At 65.8% G+C, this 15,785-nt stretch carries 14 protein-coding genes; 10 read left to right on the top strand and 4 right to left on the bottom strand.

The window, feature by feature from the left end:
* Positions 1–47 precede the first annotated feature (47 nt).
* Genes CSQ99_RS22205 through argH form a run of 5 tightly spaced genes read left to right on the top strand, consistent with a single transcriptional unit; the run spans position 48 to position 5,313 of the window.
* Positions 48–1,247, top strand: a complete 1,200-nt coding sequence (locus CSQ99_RS22205) for an acetylornithine transaminase (protein ID WP_099041165.1) — start codon at positions 48–50, stop codon at positions 1,245–1,247.
* Positions 1,244–2,170: an ornithine carbamoyltransferase gene (gene argF / locus CSQ99_RS22200; protein ID WP_099041164.1), complete on the top strand. Its 927-nt coding sequence runs from the start codon at positions 1,244–1,246 to the stop codon at positions 2,168–2,170. Before CSQ99_RS22205 ends, argF begins: the two co-directional genes overlap by 4 nt.
* Positions 2,167–2,661: an arginine repressor gene (locus CSQ99_RS22195; protein WP_099041163.1), complete on the top strand. Its 495-nt coding sequence runs from the start codon at positions 2,167–2,169 to the stop codon at positions 2,659–2,661. The genes argF and CSQ99_RS22195 overlap by 4 nt, the downstream gene beginning before the upstream one ends.
* A complete protein-coding gene (locus CSQ99_RS22190; RefSeq protein ID WP_099041162.1) occupies positions 2,661–3,860 on the top strand; it encodes an argininosuccinate synthase in 1,200 nt (399 codons plus the stop codon). Before CSQ99_RS22195 ends, CSQ99_RS22190 begins: the two co-directional genes overlap by 1 nt.
* A gap of 40 nt (positions 3,861–3,900) precedes the next feature.
* Positions 3,901–5,313, top strand: coding sequence for an argininosuccinate lyase (gene argH, locus CSQ99_RS22185; protein ID WP_099041161.1), 1,413 nt, complete (start codon positions 3,901–3,903; stop codon positions 5,311–5,313).
* Between the two features lie 68 nt (positions 5,314–5,381).
* Here argH and CSQ99_RS22180 read toward each other — a convergent pair whose 3' ends face one another.
* Positions 5,382–7,133, bottom strand: a complete 1,752-nt coding sequence (locus CSQ99_RS22180; protein WP_099041160.1) for an ABC-F family ATP-binding cassette domain-containing protein — start codon at positions 7,131–7,133, stop codon at positions 5,382–5,384.
* A gap of 135 nt (positions 7,134–7,268) precedes the next feature.
* On the opposite strand from CSQ99_RS22180, the gene CSQ99_RS22175 reads away from it, so the two are divergent.
* From CSQ99_RS22175 to CSQ99_RS22165, 3 genes are all read left to right on the top strand, one after another.
* Positions 7,269–10,232 (top strand): acyl-CoA synthetase, encoded by a 2,964-nt coding sequence (locus tag CSQ99_RS22175; RefSeq protein WP_176561150.1) that lies wholly within the window; start codon positions 7,269–7,271, stop codon positions 10,230–10,232.
* A 102-nt stretch (positions 10,233–10,334) separates the two neighbouring features.
* Positions 10,335–10,949: a hypothetical protein gene (locus CSQ99_RS22170; RefSeq protein ID WP_099041158.1), complete on the top strand. Its 615-nt coding sequence runs from the start codon at positions 10,335–10,337 to the stop codon at positions 10,947–10,949.
* A 14-nt stretch (positions 10,950–10,963) separates the two neighbouring features.
* Positions 10,964–11,179: a Trm112 family protein gene (locus tag CSQ99_RS22165; RefSeq protein WP_099041157.1), complete on the top strand. Its 216-nt coding sequence runs from the start codon at positions 10,964–10,966 to the stop codon at positions 11,177–11,179.
* Here the strand turns inward: CSQ99_RS22165 and CSQ99_RS22160 are convergent.
* The 3 genes from CSQ99_RS22160 to CSQ99_RS22150 are packed head-to-tail and all read right to left on the bottom strand — an operon-like array spanning position 11,162 to position 13,307.
* The gene (locus CSQ99_RS22160) at positions 11,162–11,776 is read right to left on the bottom strand and encodes a TetR/AcrR family transcriptional regulator (RefSeq protein WP_176561149.1); all 615 of its coding nucleotides are present in this window, start codon (positions 11,774–11,776) and stop codon (positions 11,162–11,164) included. The two genes, CSQ99_RS22165 and CSQ99_RS22160, sit on opposite strands and share 18 nt — an antisense overlap.
* Before the next feature lie 5 nt (positions 11,777–11,781).
* Positions 11,782–12,609 carry an ABC transporter permease gene (locus tag CSQ99_RS22155; protein WP_245909037.1) on the bottom strand — a complete coding sequence of 276 codons (828 nt, stop codon included), beginning with the start codon at positions 12,607–12,609 and terminating at the stop codon, positions 11,782–11,784.
* Positions 12,552–13,307: an ABC transporter ATP-binding protein gene (locus CSQ99_RS22150; protein WP_099041156.1), complete on the bottom strand. Its 756-nt coding sequence runs from the start codon at positions 13,305–13,307 to the stop codon at positions 12,552–12,554. The genes CSQ99_RS22155 and CSQ99_RS22150 overlap by 58 nt, the downstream gene beginning before the upstream one ends.
* A gap of 10 nt (positions 13,308–13,317) precedes the next feature.
* Between CSQ99_RS22150 and CSQ99_RS22145 the strand changes: the two genes are divergently transcribed.
* Positions 13,318–13,977 carry a DNA-3-methyladenine glycosylase gene (locus tag CSQ99_RS22145; RefSeq protein ID WP_425437851.1) on the top strand — a complete coding sequence of 220 codons (660 nt, stop codon included), beginning with the start codon at positions 13,318–13,320 and terminating at the stop codon, positions 13,975–13,977.
* Positions 13,978–13,995: 18 nt separating this feature from the next.
* Positions 13,996–15,279 carry a tyrosine--tRNA ligase gene (tyrS, locus tag CSQ99_RS22140; protein WP_099041155.1) on the top strand — a complete coding sequence of 428 codons (1,284 nt, stop codon included), beginning with the start codon at positions 13,996–13,998 and terminating at the stop codon, positions 15,277–15,279.
* The last annotated feature ends 506 nt before the right edge of the window (positions 15,280–15,785 follow it).

The raw sequence follows: 15,785 nt of genomic DNA, 5'->3' as shown, positions 1-15,785 counted from the left end.
AGCGATGGGGGCACCTCCCGCGCGAAGCGCAGGGGGACGACCGGGGAATGACCTTGGCGCAGCGTTGGGAAGCCGTGATGATGGACAACTACGGCACCCCGCCACTCGCACTGGTCAGCGGTGACGGTGCCGTGGTGACCGACGTCGACGGCAAGTCGTATGTCGATCTGGTGGGCGGTATCGCGGTCAACGTCCTCGGCCATCGTCACCCCGCTGTCATCGAAGCCGTCACCCGCCAGCTCAACACGCTTGGCCATACGTCGAACCTGTACGCCACGGAGCCGGGCATCGCACTGGCCGAGGCACTGGTCGGTCTGCTCGGCGTCGATGGTGCGCGAGTGTTCTTCTGCAACTCGGGTGCGGAAGCAAACGAGGTCGCGTTCAAAATCACGCGGCTGACCGGGCGCACGAAACTCGTTGCGGCCCAGAATGCATTCCACGGTCGCACGATGGGATCGCTGGCCTTGACCGGTCAGCCGTCGAAGCAGGAGCCGTTCGCCCCACTGCCCGGCGACGTCACGCATGTCCCGTACGGCGACGTCGAGGCGCTGAAAGCCGCGGTCGATGACCAGACCGCGGCGGTGTTCCTGGAGCCGATCATGGGGGAGGGCGGTGTGGTGACGCCGCCCGCGGGCTACCTGGTGGCGGCCCGCGAGATCACCGCGGAGCGCGGCGCACTGCTGGTGCTCGACGAGGTGCAGACCGGAATGGGCCGCACCGGAGCGTTTTTCGCCCATCAGCACGACGGCATCACGCCCGACGTCGTCACCCTGGCCAAAGGACTCGGCGGCGGGCTGCCCATCGGTGCCTGCATCGCGACCGGTGAAGCGGCCGGCCTGTTGACTCCCGGCCTGCACGGCAGCACCTTCGGCGGCAATCCCGTCTGCACGGCCGCGGCGCTCGCGGTGTTGCGGGTGCTGGCCGACGACGGCCTCGTCGGCCATGCCGGCGTTCTCGGCAAGACGCTGCACCACGGCATCGAGTCACTGGGGCATCCGCTTGTCTCTCACGTCCGCGGTCGCGGACTCATGCTCGGCGTCGTCCTCACCTCCGATGTGGCCAAGTCGGTCGAGCTCGCCGCACGCGACGCCGGGTTCCTCGTCAACGCCCCGGCTCCGAACGTGATTCGCCTTGTCCCGCCGTTGATCCTCACCGACGGGCAGGTCGACGACTTCCTCGGTGCGCTTCCCGGCGTGCTCGACACTGCTGCCGGAGGCGGCGATTCAACAGGAGGGGCCGACTCATGACACGTCACTTCCTGCGCGACGATGACCTCACCCCGGATGAGCAGGCCGAGGTGCTGGCGTTGGCCGCGGAGCTGAAGAAGGCACCGTTCAGCCGCCGTCCACTCGACGGTCCACGTGGCGTCGCGGTGATCTTCGACAAGAACTCGACGCGCACGCGGTTCTCGTTCGAGATGGGCATCGCCCAACTCGGTGGGCACGCGGTCGTGGTCGACGGGCGCAGCACGCAGCTCGGTCGCGACGAAACGCTGGAGGACACCGGGCGGGTCCTGTCGCGGTACGTCGAGGCGATCGTCTGGCGGACGTTCGGGCAGGATCGGTTGACCGCCATGGCTTCCGGGGCGACCGTGCCGATCGTCAACGCACTTTCCGACGAGTTCCACCCCTGCCAGGTGCTGGCCGATCTGCAAACGCTCGACGAGCGCGTCGGCACCTTGAACGGCCTCCGGCTGACGTACCTCGGCGACGGCGCCAACAACATGGCGCACTCGTTGATGTTGGGCGGGGTCACCGCAGGCGTCCATGTCACGGTCGCCGCCCCTGCCGGTTTCGAGCCCGACCCGCGGTTTGTAACGGCCGCTGAACAACGTGCCTCCGACACCGGCGCGACGGTGACGGTGACGACCGACGCGCAGGCTGCCGTTGACGGCGCCGACGTGCTCGTCACCGACACGTGGACGTCGATGGGTCAGGAGAATGACGGGCTGGACCGGGTGGGACCCTTCAAACCGTTCCAGATCAACACGAGCCTCGTTGATCGCGCGCAGCCGAATGTTATTGTTCTGCACTGTCTTCCGGCGCACCGAGGAGATGAGATCACCGATGACGTGATCGACGGGGTACACAGCGCGGTGTGGGACGAGGCCGAGAATCGGCTGCACGCGCAGAAGGCGCTGCTGGTGTGGTTGTTGGAGCGATCGGCATGACAAGCGCCGCTACGCGCGCGGGTCGGCAGGCGCGCATCGTGTCGATCCTGTCGTCGCAATCGATCCACAGCCAGGGCGAGCTGGCCACGATGCTCGCCGACGAGGGCATCGACGTCACCCAGGCGACGCTGTCGCGCGACCTCGAGGAACTCGGCGCGGTCAAGCTGCGCGGCGCCGACGGCGGCGTCGGCGTGTACGTCGTCCCCGAAGACGGCAGCCCGGTACGTGGCGTCTCCGGTGGCACCGAGCGGATGTCGCGGCTACTGGCCGAACTTCTGGTCTCGACCGACGCCAGCGCCAACCTCGCGGTATTGCGGACACCGCCGGGAGCCGCGCATTACCTTGCCAGCGCGATGGACCGCGCTGCACTGCCGTATGTGGTCGGCACGGTCGCCGGCGACGACACCATCCTGGTGATCGCCCGCGAGCCGATGACAGGTGCCGAACTGGCGGCGAAACTCGAAAGCATCCAACAAAAGGAGATTGAGTAATGTCCGAGCGCGTCATTTTGGCGTATTCCGGCGGTCTGGACACCTCGGTAGCCATCAGCTGGATCGGCAAGGAGACCGGCCAAGAGGTGGTCGCGGTCGCCATCGATCTCGGGCAGGGTGGCGAGGACATGGAGGTCGTCCGCCAGCGGGCCATCGACTGCGGTGCGGTCGAGGCGGTCGTCGTCGACGCCAAGGATGAGTTCGCCGAGCAGTACTGCCTTCCCGCCATTCAGTCCAATGCGCTGTACATGGATCGCTACCCGCTGGTGTCGGCACTGAGCCGGCCCCTCATCGTCAAGCATCTGGTGTCGGCCGCGCGGGAGCACGGTGGCGGCATCGTCGCGCACGGCTGCACCGGCAAGGGCAACGACCAGGTGCGTTTCGAGGTGGGATTCGCCTCGCTGGCACCGGATCTCGAGGTGCTCGCGCCGGTCCGCGACTACGCCTGGACGCGAGAGAAGGCCATCGCGTTCGCCGAGGAGAATTCGATCCCGATCAACGTCACGAAACGGTCCCCGTTCTCCATCGACCAGAACGTGTGGGGCCGCGCGGTCGAGACCGGGTTCCTCGAGCACCTGTGGAATGCGCCGACCAAGGACGTCTACGACTACACCGAGGATCCGACCGTCAACTGGAATACGCCCGACGAGGTCATCGTCGGATTCGAACGCGGCGTTCCGGTATCGATAGATGGACGCTCGACGTCCGTTTTGGAGGCCATCGAGGAACTCAACCGTCGCGCCGGCGAACAGGGCGTCGGCCGCCTCGACGTCGTCGAGGACCGGCTCGTCGGAATCAAGAGTCGCGAGATCTACGAAGCTCCGGGCGCCATGGTGCTCATCACCGCGCACACCGAACTCGAACATGTGACGCTGGAGCGCGAACTCGGACGGTTCAAGCGTGGCACCGACCAGAAGTGGGGCGAGCTGGTGTACGACGGCCTCTGGTACTCGCCGTTGAAGGCGGCCCTGGAGTCGTTCGTCGCCAAGACTCAGGAGCATGTGTCGGGCGAGATCCGAATGGTGCTGCACGGCGGGCACATTGCGGTCAACGGCCGACGCAGTGCCGAGTCGCTGTACGACTTCAACCTGGCGACCTACGACGAGGGCGACACCTTCGACCAGTCGTCGGCGAAGGGGTTCGTGCACGTGCATGGCCTTTCGTCGAAGATCTCCGCGCAGCGGGACCTCGCCAAATGACCGACCACTGCACCGCTCGCGGGAAAGTGAAAGTGCCCCAGTGAGCACCAACGAAGGCTCGCTGTGGGGCGGCCGGTTCGCCGACGGCCCGTCGGATGCGCTTGCCGCGCTGAGCAAGTCGACCCACTTCGACTGGGTGCTCGCACCATATGACGTCGCCGCGTCAAAGGCGCACGCACGAGTGCTCTTTCGGGCGGGGCTGCTCACCGATGAGCAGCGTGATGGTCTTCTGGTCGGCCTGGACAACCTGGCCTCCGATGTCGCCGACGGCAGTTTTGCACCGCTGGTGACTGACGAGGACGTCCACGGTGCGCTGGAGCGTGGCCTGATCGACCGCGTGGGGGAGGATCTCGGTGGTCGGCTGCGGGCGGGTCGGTCTCGAAATGATCAGGTGGCCACCCAGTTCCGGATGTGGCTGCGTGACGCGATCAGGCGGGTCGCCGACGGAGCACTCGAGGTGGTGTCCGCGCTGGCAACGCAGGCCGCGGCTCATCCGACGGCGATCATGCCCGGCAAGACGCATCTTCAGTCGGCACAGCCGATTCTGCTGGCGCATCACCTGCTCGCCCACGCGCATCCGCTGCTCCGTGATGTCGAGCGATTTGCTGACTTCGACAAGCGAGCCGCGTTGTCGCCGTATGGTTCCGGGGCACTGGCAGGGTCGTCACTTGGGCTCGATCCCGAGGCGATCGCCGAGGAACTCGGTTTCGACGCGGCAGCCGATAACTCCGTCGATGCCACCGCCTCGCGTGACTTCGCCGCCGAGGCGGCGTTCATTTTCTCCATGATCGGCGTCGACCTGTCGCGACTAGCTGAGGACATCATTCTTTGGAGCACAACCGAATTCGGATATGTGACTCTGCACGACTCCTGGTCGACCGGCAGCTCGATCATGCCGCAGAAGAAGAACCCCGACATCGCCGAGTTGGCGCGCGGCAAGTCGGGCCGGCTGATCGGCAATCTCACCGGACTGCTTGCCACGCTCAAGGCGCAGCCGCTGGCGTACAACCGGGATCTGCAGGAGGACAAGGAGCCGGTATTCGACTCTGTTCTTCAGCTGGAACTACTGCTGCCCGCGATGGCGGGTCTGGTCGCGACGTTGCGTTTTGACGTCGACCGGATGGCTGAACTGGCCCCGCTGGGCTACACATTGGCCACCGACGTTGCCGAGTGGCTGGTCCGAAGGGGCGTGCCTTTCCGGGTGGCGCACGAAGCCGCGGGCGCCGCAGTGCGTGCTGCGGAGGCCCGCGGCGTCGGCCTCGAAGACCTCGAGGACGCCGAGCTGGCGACAATTCACCCGGAGCTGACGCCTCAGGTGCGCGACGTACTCACTATCGATGGATCGGTGAACTCTCGCGATGCCAGGGGAGGGACCGCGCCGATCCAGGTGGCCAAACAGCTCGGCGTCGTCCGCGACACGGCCGATCGGCTGAGGCTGCGTCTGCGGCGATAGCGTCGACTCCCCGGGTGATTTGTGTGCGATCACGCGCGCTCAGCGCACGAAAGCGCAGACAAATCACACTAATCCTCAGCGGCGGCTAGCCATGCCTCTTCGAGAGATTCCTTGCGCGTCAGCATTTCCTGCAATTCGGCGTTGAGCTCGCCCGCGCGCACATGATCGGCGGCCGCGTCGGCCATCGAGTCGTGCAGCACGGCGATCTGCTTGTCCAGCTTGGCGAGTTGACCCTCGATACGCGCCATCTCCTTGCCCGCCCGCCGTTCCCGCGCAGAGGCCGACTCACCGCGCTGCGGTTCGATCCGCGCCGGTTCGGGTGCGGCTGCTGCCGCCCGGTCCGACAGGTACTGCTCGACACCGCCCGGCAGCATGTCGCATCGCCCACCGCCGGTGAGCGCGTAGGTGACATCGGAGACCCGCTCCAGGAAATACCTGTCGTGGGTGACGACGATCAGCGTGCCCGGCCAGCCGTCGAGGTAATCCTCGATCACCGTGAGGGTGTCGATGTCCAGATCGTTGGTCGGCTCGTCGAGCAGCAGCACATTGGGCTCGTCGAGTAGCAGTCGCAGGAACTGGAATCGCCGTCGCTCACCGCCGGACAGGTCCGCCAGCCGCGTCGTCAACTTGTCTCCGGTGAACCCGAAGTCCTCGAGCAGAGTCGACGTGCTGACCTCTCGGCCACCCGCCAACTCCGTGATCCGACGCGCCCTCTCGACGGCATCGAGGACGCGGTCGGTGGGGTCCAGCTCGACCAGCGCCTGACTCAGGTGGCCGATCTTCAGCGTCTTTCCCTGTTTGAACGTTCCGGCGACGGGTTTCAGCTCGCCGGCCAGCAGCTTCAGAACGCTCGTCTTGCCGGTGCCGTTGACGCCGACGAGGCCGATGCGATCACCGGGGCCGATCGACCAGTCCAGCTTGTCGAGAATGACTTTCTCGCCGGCTTCAAGGCGCAGGCGATGGAGATCGAAGACGTCCTTGCCCAGCCTTGCCGTCGCGAAGCGTTGGAGGGCAAGGGAATCCCGCGGTTCGGGCTCGTTGGCGATCAGGTCGTTGGCGGCCTGGATCCGGAACTTCGGCTTCGATGTCCGCGCCGGCGGTCCCCGTCGCAGCCATGCCAGTTCCTTGCGCATCAGATTGCGCCTGCGAGCCTCGGTTCCTGCGGCTACCCGCATCCGTTCCGCGCGGGCCAGGACATACGCCGCGTATCCACCGTCGTAGGCGTCGACGGCGCCGTCGTGTACTTCCCATGTCTTGGTGCCGACCGCGTCGAGGAACCAGCGATCGTGGCTGACGACCACGAGCGCCTTGGCCCGCTGCTGTGCTAGGTGGCGGGCCAACCAGCCGATCACCTCGACGTCGAGATGGTTGGTCGGCTCGTCGAGCACCAGCGCGTCGTGACCGGCGAGCAGCACCGCAGCGAGCGCGACGCGACGCCGCTCACCGCCGCTCAGGTTGCTCACCTCACGATCAAGCGAAACCTCGGTCAGCAGGTTCTCCACTACGGACCGCGTGTCTGCCTCCGCTGCCCAGATGTGGTCGGCACGGCCTCCGACGATCACGTCACGCACCGTGGCGTCCGCGGCGAAGTCATCGGCCTGGTGCAGATAACCCACCGACAGCCCCGAGGTGTGGGTCACCCGGCCGGAGTCCGGCGCGCGGGTGCCGGTCAGCATTTGCAGCAGAGTGGTTTTGCCGTCGCCGTTGCGCCCGACGACCCCGATCGCGTCGCCCTCGTCGACCCCGAGGCTGACGGCGTCGAGCAGTGTGCGGGTGCCGTATGCGACGCTCGCGCGCTCCACATTGATCAGATTCGCCATCGCGCCTGATGATAGGTGGCTCGCCACGCGCCCAGCGGTCGCGCCAGTGCACCCCGGCGATCGTGGCGGTCGGCAAGCAGAGCTATGCCATGATCAAGACAGCAATCGGGGGATTGGCAGCTAGGGGAGTGTGCGTTGGTGGACCTATCGGGACTGACCAGGCCAATGGAGCGGTTGGTGGCCACCGCGCAGAACGGCCTGGAAGTGCTGCGCTACGGCGGCCTGGAGACCGGTGCCGTACCGTCACCGTTCCAGCTCATCCAGAGCGTGCCGATGTACCGACTGCGGCGTTATTTCCCGCCTGATGCCAGGCCGGGAGCAAAGCAGCCCGGGCCGCCGGTGCTGATGGTGCATCCCATGATGATGTCGGCCGATATGTGGGACGTCACCCGAGACGAAGGCGCCGTCGGCATCCTGCACAAGGCCGGAATCGACCCGTGGGTCATCGACTTCGGCTCACCCGACAAGGTCGAGGGCGGCATGGACCGCAACCTCGCCGACCACGTCGTTGCGCTGAGTGAAGCGATCGACACCGTGAAAGAGGTCACCGGCCGCGACGTCCATCTGACCGGTTACTCCCAGGGCGGCATGTTCGCCTATCAGACCGCGGCATACCGGCGATCCAAGGACCTGGCGAGCATCGTCGCGTTCGGCTCACCCGTCGACACCCTGGCCGCGCTGCCGATGAACCTGCCGGCCAGCCTTGCGCCCGCCGCCGCGGACTTCATGGCCGATCACGTGTTCAGTCGCATGGACATTCCGGGCTGGTTGGCGCGCACCGGTTTCCAGATGCTCGACCCGATCAAGACCGCACAGTCACGCTTTGACTTCTTGCGGCAGCTACACGACCGGGAGGCGCTGCTGCCCCGCGAACAGCAGCGGCGGTTCCTGCAATCCGAAGGCTGGATCGCGTGGTCGGGTCCTGCGATCGCCGAACTGCTCAAGCAGTTCATCGCGCACAACCGCATGATGAGCGGTGGGTTCTCCATCCACGGCGACCTCGTGACGCTGTCCGACATCGACTGCCCGGTGCTGGCCGTCATCGGTGAGGTGGACGACATCGGTCAGCCGGCGTCGGTCCGAGGCATCAAACGCGCGGCACCGAAGGCCGATGTCTACGAATTCCTGATCCGTGCAGGGCATTTCGGCCTGGTGGTGGGATCCAAGGCATCGACGCAGACCTGGCCGGCCGTCGCACAGTGGGTCAAGTGGATCGACAGCACCGGCGATATGCCCGACGGTGTGTCGCCGATGCCGCTCCAGCCAGAGGAAGCCAGCGAGACCGGTGTTTCGCTCAGTTCGCGCGTGGCCCACAGCACCACCGCCGCCACCGAGATGGTGTTCAGCCTGGCCCGGTCGGCCGGAGACGCGCTCGTCGCGGCCAACAAATCTGCCCGCGCGTTGGTTGTCGAGACGTATCGCACCCTGCCCCGCCTTGCCCGGCTCGGTCAGATCAACGACCACACCCGGATCTCGCTCGGCCGGCTCATGTCAGAACAGGCCCGCGATCTCCCCAACGGTGAGGCCCTGCTGTTCGACGGTCGCGTCCACACCTACGAGGCGGTGGATCGCCGCGTCAACAATGTCGTCCGCGGCCTGATCGAGGTCGGCGTTCGCCAAGGCGCGCACGTCGGGGTGCTGATGGAGACCCGCCCCAGCGCGCTCGTCGCGATCGCCGCGCTGTCGCGTCTCGGCGCGGTGGCGGTGCTGATGCCGCCGGACGCGGACCTGGTAGCCGCAGCCCGGCTGGGAGCGGTGTCCGAAATCATCGCCGATCCGAGCCACCTCGATGCGGCGCGCAAGCTGGAAATGCGCGTTCTGGTGCTCGGCGGCGGTGAGTCGCGCGACCTGGACCTGCCCCAACACGGTCAAGTCATCGACATGGAGAAGATCGACCCCGACGTCGTCGATCTTCCCGGCTGGTACCGAGCCAACCCGGGACTCGCCCGCGACCTGGCATTCATCGGCTTCACCTCGATCGGTGGGGACCTTGTCGCCCGGCAGATCACCAACCATCGCTGGGCGTTGTCGGCGTTCGGCACCGCATCGGCCGCCAACCTGGGGCGCGGCGACACGGTGTACTGCCTGACCCCGCTGCACCACCAATCCGGACTCCTGGTTGCACTGGGCGGCGCGGTGGTCGGCGGGTCTCGCATCGCGCTGTCTCGGGGCCTGCGGCCGGACCGGTTCCTGCAGGAAATCCGCCAGTACGGCGTGACCGTCGTCTCGTACACATGGGCGATGCTGCGTGACGTCATCGACGACCCGTCGTTCTCGCTCACGGGCGGTCACCCGGTCCGGCTGTTCATCGGCTCCGGCATGCCGACCGGCCTGTGGAAACGCGTCGTCGAGGTGTTCGCACCCGCCAACGTTGTCGAATTCTTCGCGACGACCGACGGGCAGGCGGTGCTGGCGAACGTGTCGGGGGCCAAGGTCGGCAGCAAGGGCAGGCCACTGCCGGGCAGCGGCGAGATCGCGTTGGCGGCCTACGACCCCGAGGACGACCTGATTCTCGAGGATGAACGTGGTTTCGTGCGCCGCGCCGAGGCCAATGAAGTGGGGGTATTGCTCGCCCATCCACGCGGGCCGGTCGACCCGACGGCGTCGGTCAAGCGCGGCGTCTTCGCGCCCGCGGATACCTGGGTGTCCAGCGAATACCTCTTCCGGCGCGACGACGACGGCGACTTCTGGCTGGTGGACAACCGCGGGGGGCTCATCCACTCGCCGGGCGGCATCGTCTACTCCTCGACGGTGAACGACGCCGTCAGCCACCTCGACGCGGTGGATCTCGCGGTCACCTACGGGGTGGATGTCGACGGCCAGCGCCTGGCCGTGACGGCGCTCGCGTTGCGGCCCGGCGGCACCATCGCGTCGGCGGATCTGTCCGAAGCGCTGGCCGATCTGCCGGTGGGCAGTCCGCCCGACATCGTGCATGTGGTGCCCGAGATGGCCCTCAGTGCGTCGTTCCGGCCCAACGTCGGTCTGCTTCGCGACGCCGGGGTGCCCAAACCGTCGCGTAACGCCTGGTACCTCGATGCCGATACGAATCGGTACAAGCGTTTGACCGTCGCGGTTCGCGCCGAGATCGCTGGTGGGTGAAGTGACGACCGTGCCACGCGGTCGCCGCGCTGTTAGGCTCCCGCTGGCGGCTAGTCGCCGTCAGAGTCGGGGCATTCAATGGTTTATCGCGCTGGAGGGTTCATGACATCGCAGACCGGTAAAACTCGCGTTGACGTGCGTCGCGCCTTGATCGGCGGGGTGCTCGCCGTCGGCCTCATGTCCGGATTCGGCGCGTCGACCGCGTTTGCCCAGCCCGCAGAACCGACGGCCCCGACAACCTCCGACGGCAGCTGCACCGGCGCCGATTGCTCCAGACAGGCTGAAGCGGCCGCTGCCGCAGCGGCGGGTTGCGCGCCGGACGATACGAAGTGCGCCGCCGCGGCGAACGCCCCGAAAAGGGTGAACGCCGACCAGGTCCTCTCGGCAATCCACCAGCAGTACAACCAGGGTGACGGTGGCGGCCAGATCTCGGTGCTGATCGATGACGTGATGAAACTGCGTCAGCAGGGCTTCCGTCCGTCCAGCGGGAACGCCGAGGCACTACTCGTTGCTATGGATCGGCGCCCCAATCAGACTCCGCTGGTCGATGCACTGCGCTCGACCCTCGCCTACCAGCGCAAATTGCAGTCGCAGACGGCGATGTCCGGAGGCGGTACCGGTGGCTCAACGCCACAGGCGCCGTCGTGGGCGCCGGTACCGGGTCAGGACAACAGCCAATTCCTCCCCCCGCAGTGGGACATAAACCCGTACGACTAGGGCTCTGACACCTGATGCTGGACGAAAAACTGCTGTCCATCCTGGTCTGCCCCCAGGACCGCGGACCGCTTCTCCTGGTGGACGACGAACTCCTGTACAACCCGCGCCTCCGCCGTGCATATCGCATCGAGGACGGTGTTCCGGTCCTGCTGATCGATGAAGCCGTCACCGTGACCGACGACGCCGAACACCATCGGTTGATCAAGCGAGCATCAGGGGAATCCGGGTAGCTCGCCGGTGAGATAGCGCTGCAGGTTCGGGGCGATCGTCTCGGCGATCTGCTCGACCGGTAACGATTTGAACGGATCCAACTCGAGGATGTACCGCGCCATCACGACGCCGACCAATTGAGAGGCGACGAACTGCACGCGGATGGGTCCGCTGCCGGGCGGATCGTCCACGCGAGAGCCGACTTCCTTGGCGATGATCTCCTGCAGGAACGAGCGAACCAGCGAGATGTCATTGCCGGCCAGAATCGATCGCAAAGTGGCGATGAACCCCTTGCCCATCTCGGAATCCCACAGCGGCAGCAGAAGCAACGGAAGCGTACGACCGATTTCCTCGACGGGAATCTGTTGCAGCGGAACGATGATCTGCATCGGGTCGATCGGGATGTGGATGGCCGCAGCGAACAGTTGGGTCTTGGTGCCGTAATAGTGGTGGACCAACGCGGGATCCACGTCGGCGTCCGCGGCGATCGCGCGGATCGAGGTCTTGTCAATCCCATTGCGGGCGAACAACTCCCGCGCACTGATCAAAATGCGCTCACGGGTGTCAGACGTCCCAGCCGGTCGCCCGGGACGCTTGCGTTCTGCGTTGGTGGTCAAAGCCGTTACGGTGTCCTTCGTCGTAATGTTGCCGCGGCCAGGCAGAGCGCCACGATGGCGAACCCGATGACCACGGCGATGTCTCGCACCGCGATGAACGTCGGTTCCGCGTACGCGCCAACCTGTTGCAGCGCTTCCAGAGCGTAGCTGGCGGGCAGGATGTTGCTGATCCATTGCAGCCAATCAGGCAACACGTCGCGGGGCACGATGATGCCGCACAGCAGCAGTTGCGGAGCGATCACCAGCGGCATGAACTGCACCGCCTGAAACTCGGTGCGGGCGAATGCACTACACAACAAGCCGAGTCCGACACCGAGGACGGCGTTAATGATCGCGATGGCGAACACCAGAATCGGGCTGCCTGCGGTGTCGAGGCCGAGGAACCAGAACGACACGATGCAGGCCAGCGTCGCCTGCGCGGCGGCGGCGATCGAGAATGCGGTGCCGTAGGCGGCAAGCAGGTCCAGGCGGCGCAGGGGAGTCGTCAGAATCCGTTCCAGTGTCCCCGAAACCCGTTCCCGCTGCATGGTGATCGACGTGATCAGGAACATCACGATGAGCGGGAAGACGCCGAGCATGATCAGACATGCGTTGTTGAAAGGCGATGGAGCTCCCGGAGGGTGTGGCGCGTTTTGAAACATGAAGTACATCAGGGTGATGATGAGGCTCGGAACGACCAGGATCATCGCCACGCTGCGGTGGTCGGCGGCAAGCTGACGCAGGATTCGCGTCGTCGTGGCCAGGTAGGCCTGCGGACTCAGCGGGCTTCGGTTTTTCAGGCTGCGGTGCTGTGCCGGATGACGGACAGGAACGCTTCCTCCAGTGACTGACATCCGGTGTCCTCTCGTAGCTTCGTGGGTGTGGTGTGCGCGAGGAGGTGGCCCTCGCGCATCAGCAGCAGGTCGCCGCAGTTATCGGCTTCGTCCATGACGTGGCTCGACACCAGCAGCGTCGTCCCGCGTGCGGCCAATTGATGAAACTTTTCCCAAAGATCTACGCGCAGTAAGGGATCGAGGCCGACCGTCGGCTCGTCGAGCACCAGCACGTCGGGATGCGACACCAGCGCGCAGGCCAGTGAGGCGCGAGTGCGTTGGCCGCCGGAAAGATTGCCGCACAACGCCGTTTGGTGGTCGTCGAGGCCGACGGTGGCGACCGCTTCGTTGGCGTCCGCGGCGTCTGCGCCGGTCAATGCCGCAAAGTACCGGACGTTGTCGATGACCCTGAGGTCGTCGTAGATCGTCGGATTCTGGGTGACGTAGCCGACCCGGTGTCGTAGGTCGGCCGAGCCCGCCGGGTGTCCCAGCACCATCACGGTCCCCTCCGCGATGATCTGCGTCCCGACGACGCTGCGCATCAGGGTGGTCTTGCCGCATCCGGACGGGCCGAGCAGTCCGGTGATCGTGCCCCGCGCAATCTGCACCGAGATGCCGTCCAGGGCGACTCGGTTGCCCCGGACAACCCGAAGATTGTCGACGTCGATCGCGACGTCGGCGGCATTGCCCAGTAATTCATCGTGTGATGAACTCATCATGCGATGAATAATGCTCCCCGCTGGTGGCGGTGTCAAGGAGGCGGGCAGAATCGCTGCGGTGAGTGCGCGCCGGTTGTCCGTGGATCCGCTGAGCGCAGCGTGGCGACTCCTGGGAGCGACGCTGGTCGGTCGCGGTGTGAGCGCGATGATCGTGGAGGTCGAGGCATACGGCGGGCCGGAGGGCCAACCCTGGCCCGACGCGGCGGCGCATTCGTATCGCGGCATCGGAGGGCGCAACGCTGTGATGTTCGGTCCGGCCGGACGGCTCTACACGTACCGCAGCCACGGAATACACGTCTGCGCGAACGTCGTGTGCGCCACCGACGATGTGGCGGGTGCCGTATTGCTGCGGGCGGTGGCCATCGAATCCGGGCTGGATGTCGCCCAGGGTCGCCGCGGCGACGCGGTCCGGGCTGCGGCGCTGGGCCGGGGCCCCGGTAATCTGTGCTCAGCCATGGGAATCACCATGGAGGACAATGGGATTGATCTGTTCGATGCGAAGAGTCCAATCCAGGTGCTGCTTGGAGAGAAGCACGAGGGCGTCGCCGGTCCACGGGTCGGCGTCAGCAAGGCGGCCGATCGCCCCTGGCGGATGTGGCTGGCCGGGCGTCCCGAGGTGTCGCTCTATCGCCGCAGCCCACGGGCACCGGCTCCGGGCGAAAGCGACTAGTGCGAGAAGATCGGTGCTGTGACTTCTACGGGCGCATCCATCCTCGATGAGCTGGAGTGGCGGGGACTGATCGCGCAGTCCACCGACCGCGACGCACTGGCGGCGGCCTTGGTCGCGGGCCCCACCACCGTCTACTCGGGGTTCGACCCGACGGCGCCGAGCCTTCATGCCGGTCACCTCATCCCGCTTCTGACGTTGACACGGTTTCAGCGGGCCGGCCATCGGCCGATCGTGTTGGCGGGCGGAGCGACCGGCATGATCGGCGATCCGCGCGACGTCGGCGAGCGCACGCTGAACAACGCCGACACCGTCGCCGAGTGGGCCGACCGGATCCGTGGCCAGCTGGAGCGATTCGTCGAGTTCGACGAATCGCCCGCCGGAGCCGTGGTGGAGAACAACCTGACCTGGACCTCGGAGATGCGCGCAATCGAATTCCTTCGCGATGTCGGAAAGCACTTCTCGGTCAATGTGATGCTCGACCGGGACACCGTGCGGCGTCGCCTCGAGGGTGACGGCATCTCCTACACCGAATTCAGCTACATGCTGTTGCAGGCCAACGATTACGTGGAGCTGCATCAGCGCTACGGATGTGGACTGCAGATCGGCGGGTCCGACCAGTGGGGGAACATCATCGCCGGCGTCCGGCTGGTCCGGCAGAAGACGGGTGCGACGGTGCACGCACTGACGACTCCGCTGGTCACGGATTCCGAAGGTCAGAAGTTCGGTAAGTCGACCGGGGGCGGCAGCCTCTGGCTCGACCCCGACATGACGAGTCCGTACGCCTGGTACCAGTACTTCGTGAACACCGCCGACGCCGACGTGGTCCGCTATCTGCGATGGTTCACGTTCCTTTCACCGGACGAGTTGGCGGAGTTGGAAGACGCGACCGCGAATCGTCCGCACGAACGCGCAGGTCAGCGCCGACTGGCACGCGAACTCACCAATCTCGTACATGGGGAGGCGGCGACGCAGTCGGTCGAGCACGCCAGTCAGGCGCTGTTCGGCCGCGGCGAGCTCAACCAGCTGGATGAGCGGACGTTGGCCGCCGCGCTCGGTGAGGCGTCGGTCACTGACCTCACGCCCGGCGGACCCGATGCGATCACCGATTTGCTGGTGGCCAGCGGCTTGTCGGCGAGCAAGGGCGCGGCCCGCCGGACGATCGGCGAAGGCGGTGCGTACGTGAACAATGTCCGCATCGAAAGCGAGGACTGGGTGCCTGGGCCCTCGGACTTCCTGCATGGTCGCTGGTTGGTGCTGCGCAGGGGCAAGCGGAATATCGCGGGGGTCCAACGAGTTGGATAATCCGTCGGGCCGTCACGGCCTGGCCAGAAACTGACGTCGCAACCCGGGAACAAAGTCTGCGGGTGGCGCGTTGGACCCCAGGAAAGACGAGTCGACGCACTGCTGTGCGCACGATGGACGCGGACTCGAAGACACGCCCCATCAGCCCATTTGACTCCTAGTTTTCCCTCTTGTAACTTGTTGATTCGTCGCTGCGACGCGGGCCAAGCCCGGTGAGCGCGGCGGCTCCCAGAGGGAAGTCCCACTTCGGTGGGTTCCTGAACGTCCGCACTACGAGTACGCGGCTTTTCGCCGCGGGCTGGTTGCGCGGTCGTGCGGGTGTGTTGTTTGAGAACTCAATAGTGTGTTTGGTGGTTTTTGTTTGTTGTTTTTTTGTCTGCCTCTTTTTCCCGTTTAGGGGTGGATGTTTTTTGATGCCAGTTTTTGGTGTCTTTTGTTGGATTGGATTTTTCTGATTCGAATTCCACCTGGCTTTTGGGTTGGGTTGTTTTTGTTTGGAGAGTTTG

This window comes from Mycobacterium neglectum (assembly GCF_002591975.1).
Lineage (GTDB): Bacteria > Actinomycetota > Actinomycetes > Mycobacteriales > Mycobacteriaceae > Mycobacterium > Mycobacterium neglectum.
This window is presented reverse-complemented; position numbering and strand designations above follow the sequence as displayed.